Genomic DNA, 12211 nt, shown 5'->3' on the forward strand with positions numbered 1-12211 from the left:
GGCGCGGGCTACTTCTTCTTGCGGTTGAGGAACGCGAGCATCGCCTCGCGGGCCGGCTCGGACCCGAACAGACTCGCCGACAGCTCGGCGAGATCCTTGCCCCGGGCATCGATATCGGCGAGCAGCTCGCGGGTGAGCAGCTTCTTCGTCTCCCGAAGCCCCTGCGGCACGCCCTTCAGCAGGGACGTCAGTACGCCGCCAACCGCGTCGTCCAGCTCCTCATCCGGCACCGCCCGCGACACCAGCCCAAGCCGCGCCGCCTCGGTTCCGTCAAATCCATCACCGGTCAGGAACGTCAACGACGCGGCCCGATCGGTCAACCGCGGCAGCACAGTCAACGAAATCGTCGCCGCCGCCAACCCCAGCCGCACCTCGGTCAACGCGAACGTCGAACTAGCCCCCGCCACGCTGATGTCCGCCGCCGCCACAATCCCGATACCACCCGCCCGCACTGGCCCGGCGACCCGAGCAACCACCGGCTTCGGATTGGCGACGATCGCCCGCTGCACATCCACCATCCGCTGTGCGCCGACGCCCATGCCGACGGTCGTCGCCTCAGCCATGTCCGCCCCCGAGCAGAACACATCCAGCGCCGACCGGATCACGATCGCCCGCACCGCGTCGTCCGCCCCGGCAGCCTCCAGCCGCTCCAGCAGTTCCCCGGTCAGCTGCTGCGACAGCGCGTTCTTGTTGTGCGGCGAGTCCAGCGTGATCGTCGCAACGCCGTCGGCCGCCTCGAGATGCACCAGTTCGCTCATGCGGCCCATCCTGCCCTGCCCACCACCCCATACGCCGTAACCGGCCCCACACCTAGTCGACGTACAGACAGAACGGATGGCCCGCTGGGCTAGGCGGGCGGTGCCGTTGGGCTCAGTGGGTCGCCGTGGCGGTGGACGATGAACCAGTTGTCGCCCTCGCGGCGGAAGATCATCGTCGTTCGCAGTACGTGGGAGAACTCACCCGGCCGGTCGACGTACCGGACCGTGCAGCGTTCGATCGCGACCGTGTACGCCGTGTCGGAGCCGGCGTGCTTGTCGAGGTACTCGAACTCGACCTTCGCGCCGCTCGGCGCGAACTGCGCCGAGGCCCACGTGTACCGCGGGCCGATCTGCGACCAGCCGACCTCCTGGCCGCCGAAGCCGCCGAAGATCGACGTCTGCTCGCTGTGCGACACCAGCGGCATCCACAGCGACACGTCGCCGTTGACGAAGGCGGTGTTGGCGTCCTCGAACCGGCGCAGGAACGCCTCGAAACTCATCAGCTGCACTCCTGCTTCGTAGCGGTGGCGCTGGACTCGCGCGCCCCTACGATAGGCCGGGCTCGGGGCCCCGCGCAGAGGAGAGACGATGAACATCGACCAGGCGGATCTCAGGGATTCGGTCGCCAAGCAGACGGTCAGGTTCGGCAGGCCGATCACCGGCCGGGAACTCGTCGCCGCGGTGCAGTCCACGTGCCAGAACGGCTCCGGGTCGTTCTACGAGTCCAAGAAGTACGACGACGGCTGGCTGCACGCCGTCGGTCAGAAGTCCCGGAACCCGGCCGACAACCTGCTGGTGACCCCCGACCGGGAGACTCCGTACATCGTCCCCGACAAGACCTACAGCGAAGCGGTGGTGCAGCGGTACGACTCGCCGGACCGGGGCGCGCAGACCATGGCACGGCTCCACGTCGAGGACGAGGTCAGCGCGGTCGTCGACTTCGCCAGCGCCCTGAAGCAGACCGTCGAGCGTGGTGCGGAAGCCGGTACGGACAGGTCCCGCGAGGTGGACGCGCGCGAGGCGGGAGCCGGCACCGCACAGCCGGCCGCAGGCATCAGTTGGCCGGATCCCGCGCAGACCCGCGCCGGGGACAAATCGAGCGTGTCCCGCGTGGACCCGGCGCGGAGCCCGGGCGAGCGGAGCGGACCCGCCACGCCCCCGCTCCGCCCGGACCGCAGTTGGTGACCCGCCCTACTTGACGTCGGCGTAGGTCGGCGACAACTCGCGCGCCAGGTGCTCGATGAACAGGCCGACGTCGGTGACGATCCCTCGCGCCTGCGACGATCCACGGTCGGCGAGCTTGGTCACGGTCGCCGGGTTGATGTCCACGCAGGTGAGCGGGATCGCGGCCGGCAGGATGTTGCCGGTCGCAACCGAGTGGAGCATGGTCGCGGCCATCAGGCAGTACCCGACGCCGTCCAGCTCGGCCCGCATCGCGCGCTGCCCGGCCAGTACGTCGGTGTACACGTCGGGCAGCGGGCCGTCGTCGCGGACCGACCCGACGAGCACGTACGTGCCGCCCTTCTTCACCATCGCGTGCATCACGCCGGAGGTGAGGACGCCCTGCTCGACGGCGGCCGCGATCGAGCCGGACTTGCGGATCGTGTTGATCGCGCGGATGTGGTGCTCGTGGCCGTGCTCGACGCCGCGGCCGCGGGCCAGGTCGACACCGAGCGACGTCCCGTACAGCGAGGACTCGATGTCGTGGGTGGCCAGCGCGTTGCCGGCGAACAGGACGTCGACGTACCCGGCCTCGACGATCGCGACCATGGCCGGGGCCGCGCCGGTGTGCACGATGCCGGGGCCGCCGACCCAGAGCACCTTCTGGCCGTTCGCCTTCGCCTCGCGCATGCCGTCGGCGACCTGCTTGACCAGGACCCGCTGCGGCTTCTCGCTGGAGACGTCGGACTCCATGAAGCCGAACGCCTCCTCGGTGCTGGCGACGATCGGCGGCGCGACCTTGACGCCCTGCGCGCTCGTCACGACCCGCATCCCGGCCTTGACCTCGGACATCGGGATGGTCCGGACGCCGCCGTTCTCGACCAGCAGGCCGCAGTCCATCTCCGGGTTGGTGACCTGGATCCAGTGACCGTCGAGACGGACGCTGGTCGGCAGGTTGGTGGTCGAGTAGAACCCGTCGGGGAAGACGCCGTCCTGGTCGACCTCGGTGATCTCGGCGGTGCCGGGGTTGACCAGGTTCGCGCCCTTGGTCTGGATCCGCATCAGCAGCCGCTGCAGGGACTCCTCGTCCTCGGCGCCGACCGTCATCCGGACCGTCGACGGGTCGTCCTTGTCGTAGCCGAGATCGAACTTGTCCAGCGTGTACTCGCCGCCGTAGCCGCGGATGTCGTCGAGGACCCGGGACAACAGCCCGGAGTCCATCAGGTGGCCGGTGATCTCGACCGTCTCGGTGACCTGCACGGGATGCCTCCTCCGTCAGCGGGATGTCGGATTGTCCGACGATCCCGCACTCTAGCTGGTCGGTGTTTCCCGCGGATGTCCTGTCCAGCGGTCAGACCAGTCGAGGGTCTGGTACGGGTCGTGGCGAGCACGACAGTACGCCGTACGGCCGGAGTCGGCGGTACGGCGTACGGGGTGTTGACGGGTCAGACGACGGCGCCGTCGTCGGGGGTGTCCTCGGGTGGGAGGCGGTCGTTCATCCGGATCACCAGGGTGAGGAATCCGGCCATGAAGCCGACGACGCCGAGCAGGGTGATCCGGCCGGTGCCGAAGTCGAGGACCGCGGCGAGGATGAGCAGCAGCGGACCGCCGATCAGGCCGAGCCAGGCGGCGCGGGTGATCCAGTCCAGCCGGGGGCCGCGGGTGGGCTCCGGCGGGATGAAGTGGTCGTGCGGGTCGTCGGTGCGGCGCGGAGGTGGTTCCTTCGGCGGCTCTTCGTCGGTGTCGCCGACGATCAGGCCGGCCGGTACGTCGATGAGCGGCTCGTAGGAGTTCTCGTCGACGTCCTCGCTGGCGGGCCAGCGGGGGACCGGCGTGACGTCGTGCCCTGGCGCCGACGGCGCGTTGAACTGCTCGACGAGCGAGGCCCACTCGGCGTCCTCGGTGCTGCGGTCGATCACCCCACGCGCCTTGTCGGCGGCATCGGAGTCGACAAAGATCTCCTCGAACCCGGCTGGTACTTGAGCCTTGGCGGGCGCTGGGGCGGAGGGGGTGTCCTCGCCCGGGTCCGGCGGACTCGCCTTCGGCGTCGTCGCCTCGTCAGGAGCGTTCGCCGGAGCAGCTTCGGTGGTCGCGCGCGCCTTGGCCCCGCCGGCCTCCGCCGCGGCAGCCTCGGCTGCGCCGTTGTCCGCCTGCGCGGAAGCGGGGGAGGAGGGCGCATCCTCGTCGCCCGGCGCACTCGCCTTCGGCGTCGTCGCCTCGCCGGCAGCCGGCGCGTCGGGTGCGTCCGGCGTCACCGCGGGCGGGGAGCAGTACGCCGCGATGCCGGCGTCGGCGAGGGCTTTCAGGACCGCCGTGGTGACCAGGGGGTCGATGCCGCCCAGCGACGTGTAGGTCGCGGCGGTCAGGCCGTTGTCACGCATCGGTGCCGATCCGGCGGACGAAGGCGGTCGCGTCGGCGAAGATGCGTGGTGCGTCGTTGTCCAAAGTGGCCACGTGGTAACTGTCCTCGAGCAGGGTCTCGGTCACGTCGCGCGACGAGATCCGGGACAGGACCGTCCGCCCGGAGCTCGGTTCGACGACGTGATCGACAGTACTGCGGAACAGCAGCACCGGCTGCGTCACCTTCGCCAAATCTTCGCGCGTGACCTTCCACAGCTGCGACAGCGAGTGCAGCGCGCGCAGCGGCATCCGGTCGTACGCGCCCTCGTCGACGCCCGGCTTCTTGATGTCGTTCGAGATCCCCGGGAACGACGGGAGGAGCCGCTGCAGCACCGGCAGCACGGCCAGTCGCTTGTCGTCGGTCTGCACGGACGGGTTCACCAGGACCAGCCCCGCAACGTCCGCGCCGTGCTGCTCGGCCAGCCGCAGGACGAGACAGCCGCCCATCGACAGCCCGACCAGGAAGACCCGCTCGTGCTCCTTGCGCAGCCGCTCGAACTCGTTGTCGAGCACGGCGTACCAGTCCTGCCAGGTCGTGGTGTTCGCCTCGCGCCAGTGCGTGCCGTGCCCGGGCAGCCGCGGTACGGCGACGCCGAACCCCTCGGCGGCCAGGTGCTCCGCGAAGGGGCGCATGGACTTCGGGGACCCCGTGAAGCCGTGACTGAGCAGGATCCCGGTCGCGGCGTTCGGGCCGGAGCCGGGACTGCGGAACTCCTCCGCGTGGGCTTGCACGGGCACAGGTGCTCCTAGAAGTTCGCGTGTGGCCTGAGTCGTAATGGTCGCAGCCGCCGGGCCCGTCGCCCACCCCGGCCAGGGTGTCGGTTCGGTGACGTGATCGACCACACCACACAGTGTGCAACCACAGACCAACACGGAGCGCAACCCCTGATTCCCTGGCGGTGACATTGCTTGAGGAGGAAGCTGGAACGTAAGGTCCTCCCCGGCGGGGTGCTTTGTGCCTGCCGATGCGGGACACTGGAGCTGACCGAGTGGTGGAGGTGGCACGTGCTGTACATGTTCATCCGGCGGTTCCTCGTCGCACCGCTCGCGAGGTTGCTGTTCCGGCCCAAGGTGACTGGCCTGGACAACATTCCGGAGACCGGTCCGGCGCTGCTGGTCAGCAACCACCTGGCGTTCTCGGACTCGATCTTCCTGCCGGTCGCCGTACCGCGCCAGATCGTCTTCCCGGCCAAGTCGGAGTACTTCACCGGCCCGGGTCTGAAGGGCAAGCTGGTCGCGACGTTCTTCCGTTCGATCGGCCAGATCCCGATCGACCGTTCCGGCGGGCGAGCCTCGCTGGCCGCGCTGAACACCGGCCTGGAGATCCTCGGCAAGGGCGAGCTGTTCGGGATCTACCCCGAGGGCACGCGCTCGCCCGACGGCCGCCTGTACAAGGGCAAGACCGGCGTCGCCCGAATGGCGATCGTGGCCGGCGTACCGGTCATCCCGGTCGCGATGATCGACACCGAGAAGGTCAACCCGCCCGGCACCATGATGCCGAAGTGGTTCGTCAAGGAGCCCGGCCGCCGCTTCCCGCGGCTGGTCCGCCCCGGCGTCGCGATCGGCAAGCCGCTCGACTTCTCCCGGTACGAGGGGATGGAGCGCGACCGGTTCGTGCTGCGCTCGGTCACCGACGAGATCATGTACGCGATGATGGAGCTGTCCGGCCAGGAGTACGTCGACATGTACGCCGAGAAGGCCAAGGAACTGCTCAAGGCCGGCGAGAAGATCGACGACCACCTCAAGCCGCGCCTGGACGACACCAAGGCCTCCTGAGCGGCAACCGGCACGACCTGAGCGAGGATGTCCGGCGTGGAGACTGACCGGAACGTGCTCGGTGGTGAGCTGGAGGAGTGCGGGCTGGACCCGGTGACGGGGTTCTTTCGCGACGGCTGTTGCAGCACCGGGCCCGAGGACCTGGGCAGCCACACGGTCTGCGCGGTGATGACGACGGAGTTCCTCGGCCACCAGGCGGCGGTCGGCAACGACCTGAGCACGCCGCGGCCGGAGTACGGGTTCGCCGGGCTGAAGCCGGGGGACCGGTGGTGCGTGGTCGCCGCGCGGTGGCTGCAGGCGTACCACGCGGGAGTCGCGGCTCCCGTCGTACTGGCTGCTACGCATCGGCGGGCGCTGGACACCATTCCGCTCGCCGTACTGCGGGAGCACGCGGTCGACGTACCACCTGACCTCAGCTCGCTGGAGTGAGACGGCTGCGCAGCGGTTCGAGGGCCTCGAATATGGTTGGCGTATGCAATTCGCGACGTTGAACGAGGGCGTGGTGCCGGGTGTCCCCAGCCTGGACGAGCTGCGGGGACTCAAGCCGCTCCAGCAGCCCGAGTGGCCGGACCAGGTGGCGCTGGAGCAGGTGATCGGCCAGCTGCGCAAGCTGCCGCCGCTGGTCTTCGCCGGTGAGTGCGACGATCTGACCGACAAGGTCGGGGCGGTCGCGCGGGGCGAGGCGTTCCTGCTCCAGGGCGGCGACTGCGCCGAGACGTTCGACGGCGTCACCGCGGAGAACATCCGGGCCAAGCTCCGGGTGCTGCTGCAGATGTCCGTCGTGCTCCAGTACGCCGCGAGCGTGCCGGTGGTGAAGGTCGGCCGGATCGCCGGCCAGTACGCCAAGCCGCGCAGCTCCGGCGACGAGACCCGCGACGGCGTCACGCTGCCGTCGTACCGGGGTGACGCGGTGAACGGCATCGACTTCACGTCGGAGTCCCGCATCCCGAACCCGCAGCGCCTGCGCGAGGTCTACAACGCTGCCGCCGCGACGCTGAACCTGACCCGCGCGTTCACGACCGGTGGGTACGCCGACCTGCACCAGGTGCACGCCTGGAACACCGACTTCGTCCGGTCCTCGCCGGTCGGGCGTCGCTACGAGCAGCTGGCCTCGGAGATCGAGCGCGCGCTCGCGTTCATGCGCGCCTGCGGCGCGACGGCGGACGAGTTCAAGACCGTCGACTTCTACGCGTCGCACGAAGCGCTGATCCTCGAGTACGAGCACGCGCTGACCCGGATCGACTCGCGCACCTCGCAGCCGTACGACGTCTCCGGGCACCTGCTCTGGGTCGGCGAGCGGACGCGCCAGCTGGACGGCGCGCACGTGGAGTTCCTGGCCTCGCTGTCGAACCCGCTCGGCGTGAAGATCGGCCCGACGACGACGCCGGAGTACATCCGCGCGCTGATCGACAAGCTGAACCCGAAGGGGATCGAGGGCCGGCTCACGTTCATCACCCGGATGGGCGCCGGCAAGATCCGCGACGCGCTGCCGCCGCTGCTCGAGGCCGTCCGCGACCACGGCTCGCCGATCGCCTGGGTCTGCGACCCGATGCACGGCAACACGTACGAGACCCCGAACGGCTACAAGACCCGCAACTTCGACGACGTGGTCAACGAGGTCCAAGGCTTCTTCGACGCCCACGAACAGGTCGGCACCTGGCCCGGCGGCCTCCACGTCGAACTCACCGGCGACGACGTCACCGAGTGCCTGGGCGGCGGCGAGGAGCTCGTCGCCGAGGACCTGGTCAACCGCTACGAGACGGCGTGCGATCCCCGGCTGAACCGCCACCAGTCGCTGGAGCTGGCGTTCCTGGTAGCGGAACGCCTCCGCGGCGCCCAGTCGTGAGTGGTGTGATCGAAGCGCGTGGGCGCGTCGTACGGGGAGGTTTGTTGTGATTGATCTTCGGTCTGACACTGTGACGCGGCCGTCCGCCGGGATGTTGGCGGCGATGACGAGTGCGCCGGTCGGGGACGACGTGTACGGCGAGGACCCGACGATCATCGCGCTCGAGGAGCGGGTCGCGGGGTTGCTCGGGCACGAGGCGGCGCTGTTCGTCGTCACCGGGTCGCTGGCGAACATCCTCGGTGTGCGCGCGCTCGTCCCGCCGGGGTCCGAGGTGCTGTGTGAGGCGCGGGCGCACATCGCGCGTGCCGAGCTCGGTGCGCACGCGGCGGTCAGCGGGGTGACCACGCGGACGTGGAGCACGCCGGACGGGCAGATCGATCTCGGCCAGATCCGTGAGCTGATCGCGCCGGATCTCGGGCCGTACTTCGTGCAGACCGCGGCCGTGTCGGTCGAGAACACGCACAACTTCGGCGGCGGTTCGATCCAGCACTCGTACGACGCTCTCGCGGATCTGCTCGACGAGGCTCAGCTGCCGTTGCACCTGGACGGCGCTCGCCTGTGGAACGCCTCGGTGGCGACGGGTGTGCCGATGGCGGCGTACGGGTCGCGCGCTGCGGCGGTCAGCGTCTGTTTGTCGAAGGGTCTTGGTGCTCCGGTCGGATCGGTGGTGGCCGGCTCGGCCGAGCTGATCCGTGAGGCGCGCGTCTGGCGCAAGCGGCTCGGCGCCGGGTGGCGTCAGGCGGGTGTGCTCGCGGCGGCTGGTCTGTACGCCGTCGAGCACAACGTCGAACGCCTCGCCGAGGACCACGCCAACGCCCGGCACATCGCCGAGATCCTCGCCGACGCTGCGCCGGGCTCGGTCAAGCCGGATCAGGTCGAGACCAACATCGTCGTCGCCGACCTGGCTGCCACTGGTCGCACGGTCGCGGAGGTGGTCGCAGGAGCGAAGGAAGCCTGCGTCCTCGTCGGCGGAGTCGGCGCGACCCAGCTCCGTTTGGTCACGCACCTCGACGCCTCCGCCGACGACTGCCGGCAGGCCGCGGAGACGATAGCGCGCCTGCTGGGATGAGCTAACGCACCGGCTTCAGCACACAGGGCCCGAAGGTTCCGGTCGTCAGGAAGCCCATCTTCGTTCCGGTGACCCAGTCTCCTTGGGCAGGAAGCCGGTTGTCGGTCGCTTCCAGTACGAAGGTGGCGTCCTTGAAGTCGGCCGGCTTGAGCGTCCAGGTCTGCCCGGGCGACTGCCGGCCGTCCCAGTTGTCCGTCGTGCTCCACTGGCCCGGAAACCCGACACCGCGCGGGGTACGTTCACAGCGCAGCCCGGGCGCGAAGTACACGATCTCGGCCCGCAGCCCGGCTTGGGCGAGTCGCCGTTCGAGTCCTTCGGGGTCTTCCATCCGGTAGACGGTCACCGAGATCGTGCCGTCGCCGGCGTCGGTCACGGCGTACGCCGGTGAGGTGGTCTGCTCGCCGCCGATCATCGGTACGGCGACGGCTACCGCGGCGACCAAGGCGCCGCCTGCCGTGAGGGCGACGGCGAGGCGTCGTCGCGGCAGCGGGCCGCCTGCGGTCAGGCGACGCCGCGGTCGTCGTACGGTGGAGGGCAGCTCGTCGTGGGTGCCGACGATGCGCCGCAGGTCGGCTTCGGCGCGGGCGTCGAGGGTGAGTGGCGCTTGGGCCGCGGGGTCGTAGGCGCGGAGGGTGTCCAGTCTCGCGGTGCGGTTCATGGTCGGTCTCCTGTGGTCTGAACGGTCCCGTCGACGGCAGGCGCCGGCGGGGACGAGGGTTCGCGCTGGATCCCGGTGGCGGCCTTCAACCGCCGCCGGGCGCGATGCAGCCGGACTCCGGCCGCGGTGGTGGAGCAGCCGAGGGCGACGGCGAGTTCACTGCCGGACAACCCTTCCCAGGCGTTGAGCAGCAAGACCTGCTGGTCCCGCACACTGAGTCGGCCCAGCGCCGCGGTGACGTCGGCCAGCGCCTGCGCCGACTCGACCTGTTCCGCTGTCCCAGGCGTCACAGCGTCGGTCGAGGCCTCGGTCGCCAGCCGTTGCAGCGCCTGAGACTCCCGCCGGTCGCTGCGGTACCGATGACCCAGCCGGTGCGCCGCGACCCGGTACAGCCACGGCAGCTCGTACCGCTCCGGAATCTCGTCCCGCCGCCGCCACGCGACCTCGAACACCTCCGAGGCCACGTCCCGCGCCGCCTCCACGCCGGCAGTCCGGCGTACGGCGTACGCCAGCACCGTCACGTAGTGCGCCCGGTACAACTCCTCGAACGCCCGCTGCTCCCCACGGCTGATCTGCTTCACACCCTCATATCTCCGCACCGCCCGTTCGCTTACACCCCACGATCGGCCGCCACGGGTCCACCTCCGATCTGCGCGGCCGGACGGGCCGAGTCAGATCTGCGCCGCGCCGCCGTCGACGAAGTACTCCGTGGCGGTGACGAAGCTGGCGTCGTCCGACGCCAGGAACGCAGCGACGGCGGCGATCTCGTCCGGTTCGCCGATGCGGCCGCGGGGGAAGTCCGGGCCCATCTGCTCGACGACGTCGGCGCCGATGTACTCGCTCAGGCCAGGGGTCCTCGTCGCCCCGGGGCTGAGGACGTTGACGCGGATGCCTCGGCCGGCGAGGTCGACCACCCAGCCGCGGGCCAGGGCGCGGAGGGCGGCCTTCGACGCGCCGTACACGCTCTGGCCGGGCGCCATCCGGATCGAGGCGGTCGACCCGATGAGGATCACCGAGGCGTGCTCGCTCAGCAGCGGCAGTGCCTTCTGCACGGTGAAGATCGGGCCCTTCACGTTGGTTCCGAAAACCAGGTCCACCTCCGCCTCGGTGATCTCGCCGATCGGCGCGAGCGTGCCCGCGCCGGGGTTCACCACCAGTACGTCGATGCTGCCGTGCCGCTCCCGGACGGCCTCGAACACGGCGTCCAGTTCCGCGATGTCGGTCGAGTCCGCCGGGATCCCGACCACCGCTGAACCGAGCTCGGCGACGGCGGTGTCCAGCGCCGCCTTGTCTCGGCCAGTGATCACCACATTGGCGCCCTCGGCAACAAAACGGCGCGCGATCGCGTACCCGATGCCTCGGCTCGCACCGGTGACAACTGCCGTCCGACCTGCAAGTTTCCCGTTCACAACAACTCCCCAGAGGGTTATTTGACTAAGTAGTCTAAAACGTAGCTCGTTCTGGACTGATTAGTCAAGAAACCCCTCAAGGTAGGGTGGTGCAACGTCGAGTCACAGCGTTCGGGGAGAGCCGTGCGAGAGATCGTCGTGTTCAGCGGTAGTGCTCATTCCGGCCTTGCCGAGCAGATCTGCGCCGATCTCGGCGTCGAGCTCTCGCCGGTCGAGATCCACCGCTTCAGCAATGACTGCCTGCAGGTCCAGTTGCAGGTGAACTGCCGCCAGCGCGACGTCTACATTGTCCAGCCGCTGGTGCCGCCGACCCAGGAGCACCTGATGGAGCTGCTGCTGATGATCGACGCCGCCCGCGGTGCCTCGGCGGCGCAGATCACGGCCGTAATGCCGCACTACGCGTACGCGCGGTCGGACAAGAAGGACGCGTCCCGGATCTCGATCGGGGGCCGCCTGGTGGCCGACCTGCTGGTCGCGGCCGGTGCGGACCGGGTGTTGACGATGGCGCTGCACGCGCCGCAGGTGCACGGGTTCTTCTCGGTCCCGGTCGACCACCTGACCGCGATCGGCGTACTGGCCGACCACTTCCGCGACACAGACCTGACCAACACGGTCGTCGTCAGCCCGGACCTCGGCAACGCCAAGACCGCGACCCAGTTCGCCCGCCTGCTCGGGCTGCCGGTCGCGGCGGGTAGCAAGCAGCGGTTGGCCGACGACCGGGTCGTGATCGACGCGATCGTCGGCGACGTGGCGGGCAAGAAGGCGATCGTGCTGGACGACGAGATCGCCACCGGCGGGTCGATCATCGAGCTGCTGGACCGGCTGAAGGATCTCGGCTGCACGCAGGCCGCGGTCGCCTGCACGCACGGCCTGTTCGCCGGCAAGGCGGTCGAGCGCCTGCGCTCGCACCCGTCGATCACCGAGGTGATCAGCACCGACACTGTTCCGCGTCCGGACGGTTTCCCGGAGCTGCAGGTCAGCTCGGTCTCCAAGCTGTTCGCCGCCGCGATCCAGCGGATCCACGACGGCGAATCGGTCAGCAGCCTGTTCGACGGCGTCGACCCGACCCACGGACCGCCGCAGCCGAAGCTCCCGTTCTAGCCAGCCAGCTCTACCCCAGTCCGGCCCGCCCGT

The 12211-nt window shown here is 69.7% G+C and carries 14 protein-coding genes; 6 read left to right on the forward strand and 8 right to left on the reverse strand.

The window, feature by feature from the left end; translation table 11 throughout:
* Positions 1-8: 8 nt before the first annotated feature.
* Positions 9-758, reverse strand: a complete 750-nt coding sequence (locus ACYVIO_RS22215) for an enoyl-CoA hydratase-related protein (protein ID WP_460652774.1) — start codon at positions 756-758, stop codon at positions 9-11.
* An 89-nt stretch (positions 759-847) separates the two neighbouring features.
* Entirely contained in the window at positions 848-1258 is a 411-nt protein-coding gene (locus ACYVIO_RS22220) for a YybH family protein (RefSeq protein ID WP_460652775.1), read from the reverse strand.
* An 88-nt stretch (positions 1259-1346) separates the two neighbouring features.
* On the opposite strand from ACYVIO_RS22220, the gene ACYVIO_RS22225 reads away from it, so the two are divergent.
* A complete protein-coding gene (locus ACYVIO_RS22225; protein ID WP_460652776.1) occupies positions 1347-1943 on the forward strand; it encodes a hypothetical protein in 597 nt (198 codons plus the stop codon).
* A 6-nt stretch (positions 1944-1949) separates the two neighbouring features.
* Here the strand turns inward: ACYVIO_RS22225 and ACYVIO_RS22230 are convergent, their stop codons facing one another.
* The 3 genes from ACYVIO_RS22230 to ACYVIO_RS22240 form a co-directional block, all read right to left on the reverse strand.
* The gene (locus tag ACYVIO_RS22230; protein ID WP_460652777.1) at positions 1950-3179 is read right to left on the reverse strand and encodes an ornithine cyclodeaminase, nickel-pincer nucleotide-dependent; all 1230 of its coding nucleotides are present in this window, start codon (positions 3177-3179) and stop codon (positions 1950-1952) included.
* Positions 3180-3364: 185 nt separating this feature from the next.
* On the reverse strand, positions 3365-4300 hold the full coding sequence (locus ACYVIO_RS22235) for a hypothetical protein (protein WP_460652778.1): 936 nt from the start codon (positions 4298-4300) through the stop codon (positions 3365-3367).
* Complete coding sequence (locus tag ACYVIO_RS22240; protein ID WP_460652779.1) at positions 4293-5057, reverse strand: alpha/beta hydrolase; 765 nt, start codon at positions 5055-5057, stop codon at positions 4293-4295. Before ACYVIO_RS22240 ends, ACYVIO_RS22235 begins: the two co-directional genes overlap by 8 nt.
* A 276-nt stretch (positions 5058-5333) precedes the next feature.
* Between ACYVIO_RS22240 and ACYVIO_RS22245 the strand changes: the two genes are divergently transcribed.
* From ACYVIO_RS22245 to ACYVIO_RS22260, 4 genes are read left to right on the forward strand one after another with little or no spacing between them, the layout of a single operon-like run.
* Positions 5334-6095 (forward strand): lysophospholipid acyltransferase family protein, encoded by a 762-nt coding sequence (locus ACYVIO_RS22245; protein WP_460653558.1) that lies wholly within the window; start codon positions 5334-5336, stop codon positions 6093-6095.
* A gap of 36 nt (positions 6096-6131) precedes the next feature.
* Complete coding sequence (locus ACYVIO_RS22250) at positions 6132-6524, forward strand: DUF2237 family protein (protein WP_460652780.1); 393 nt, start codon at positions 6132-6134, stop codon at positions 6522-6524.
* A 43-nt stretch (positions 6525-6567) separates the two neighbouring features.
* Entirely contained in the window at positions 6568-7941 is a 1374-nt protein-coding gene (locus ACYVIO_RS22255) for a class II 3-deoxy-7-phosphoheptulonate synthase (RefSeq protein WP_460652781.1), read from the forward strand.
* 46 nt (positions 7942-7987) lie between these two features.
* The gene (locus ACYVIO_RS22260; protein WP_460652782.1) at positions 7988-9010 is read left to right on the forward strand and encodes a threonine aldolase family protein; all 1023 of its coding nucleotides are present in this window, start codon (positions 7988-7990) and stop codon (positions 9008-9010) included.
* A gap of 1 nt (position 9011) precedes the next feature.
* Here the strand turns inward: ACYVIO_RS22260 and ACYVIO_RS22265 are convergent, their stop codons facing one another.
* The 3 genes from ACYVIO_RS22265 to ACYVIO_RS22275 all read right to left on the reverse strand — a co-directional run bounded on the left by ACYVIO_RS22265 (position 9012) and on the right by ACYVIO_RS22275 (position 11077).
* Positions 9012-9668, reverse strand: a complete 657-nt coding sequence (locus ACYVIO_RS22265) for a hypothetical protein (RefSeq protein WP_460652783.1) — start codon at positions 9666-9668, stop codon at positions 9012-9014.
* Positions 9665-10249, reverse strand: a complete 585-nt coding sequence (locus ACYVIO_RS22270; protein ID WP_460652784.1) for an RNA polymerase sigma factor — start codon at positions 10247-10249, stop codon at positions 9665-9667. Before ACYVIO_RS22270 ends, ACYVIO_RS22265 begins: the two co-directional genes overlap by 4 nt.
* Positions 10250-10339: 90 nt before the next feature.
* Entirely contained in the window at positions 10340-11077 is a 738-nt protein-coding gene (locus ACYVIO_RS22275) for an SDR family NAD(P)-dependent oxidoreductase (RefSeq protein ID WP_460652785.1), read from the reverse strand.
* Between the two features lie 123 nt (positions 11078-11200).
* Here ACYVIO_RS22275 and ACYVIO_RS22280 point away from each other — a divergent pair, with 123 nt between their 5' ends.
* A complete protein-coding gene (locus ACYVIO_RS22280; RefSeq protein WP_460652786.1) occupies positions 11201-12178 on the forward strand; it encodes a ribose-phosphate diphosphokinase in 978 nt (325 codons plus the stop codon).
* Positions 12179-12211: the final 33 nt, after the last annotated feature.

The sequence above is a fragment of the Kribbella endophytica genome (genome assembly GCF_054781295.1).

Excerpts from the sequence above, each read along its gene's own strand:
- ACYVIO_RS22215 (WP_460652774.1), bottom strand. The coding sequence starts at position 758 with ATGAGCGAACTGGTGCATCTCGAGGCGGCCGACGGCGTTGCGACGATC.
- ACYVIO_RS22220 (WP_460652775.1), bottom strand. The coding sequence starts at position 1,258 with ATGAGTTTCGAGGCGTTCCTGCGCCGGTTCGAGGACGCCAACACCGCC.
- ACYVIO_RS22225 (WP_460652776.1), top strand. The coding sequence starts at position 1,347 with ATGAACATCGACCAGGCGGATCTCAGGGATTCGGTCGCCAAGCAGACG.
- ACYVIO_RS22235 (WP_460652778.1), bottom strand. The coding sequence starts at position 4,300 with ATGCGTGACAACGGCCTGACCGCCGCGACCTACACGTCGCTGGGCGGC.
- ACYVIO_RS22245 (WP_460653558.1), top strand. The coding sequence starts at position 5,334 with ATGTTCATCCGGCGGTTCCTCGTCGCACCGCTCGCGAGGTTGCTGTTC.
- ACYVIO_RS22255 (WP_460652781.1), top strand. The coding sequence starts at position 6,568 with ATGCAATTCGCGACGTTGAACGAGGGCGTGGTGCCGGGTGTCCCCAGC.
- ACYVIO_RS22265 (WP_460652783.1), bottom strand. The coding sequence starts at position 9,668 with ATGAACCGCACCGCGAGACTGGACACCCTCCGCGCCTACGACCCCGCG.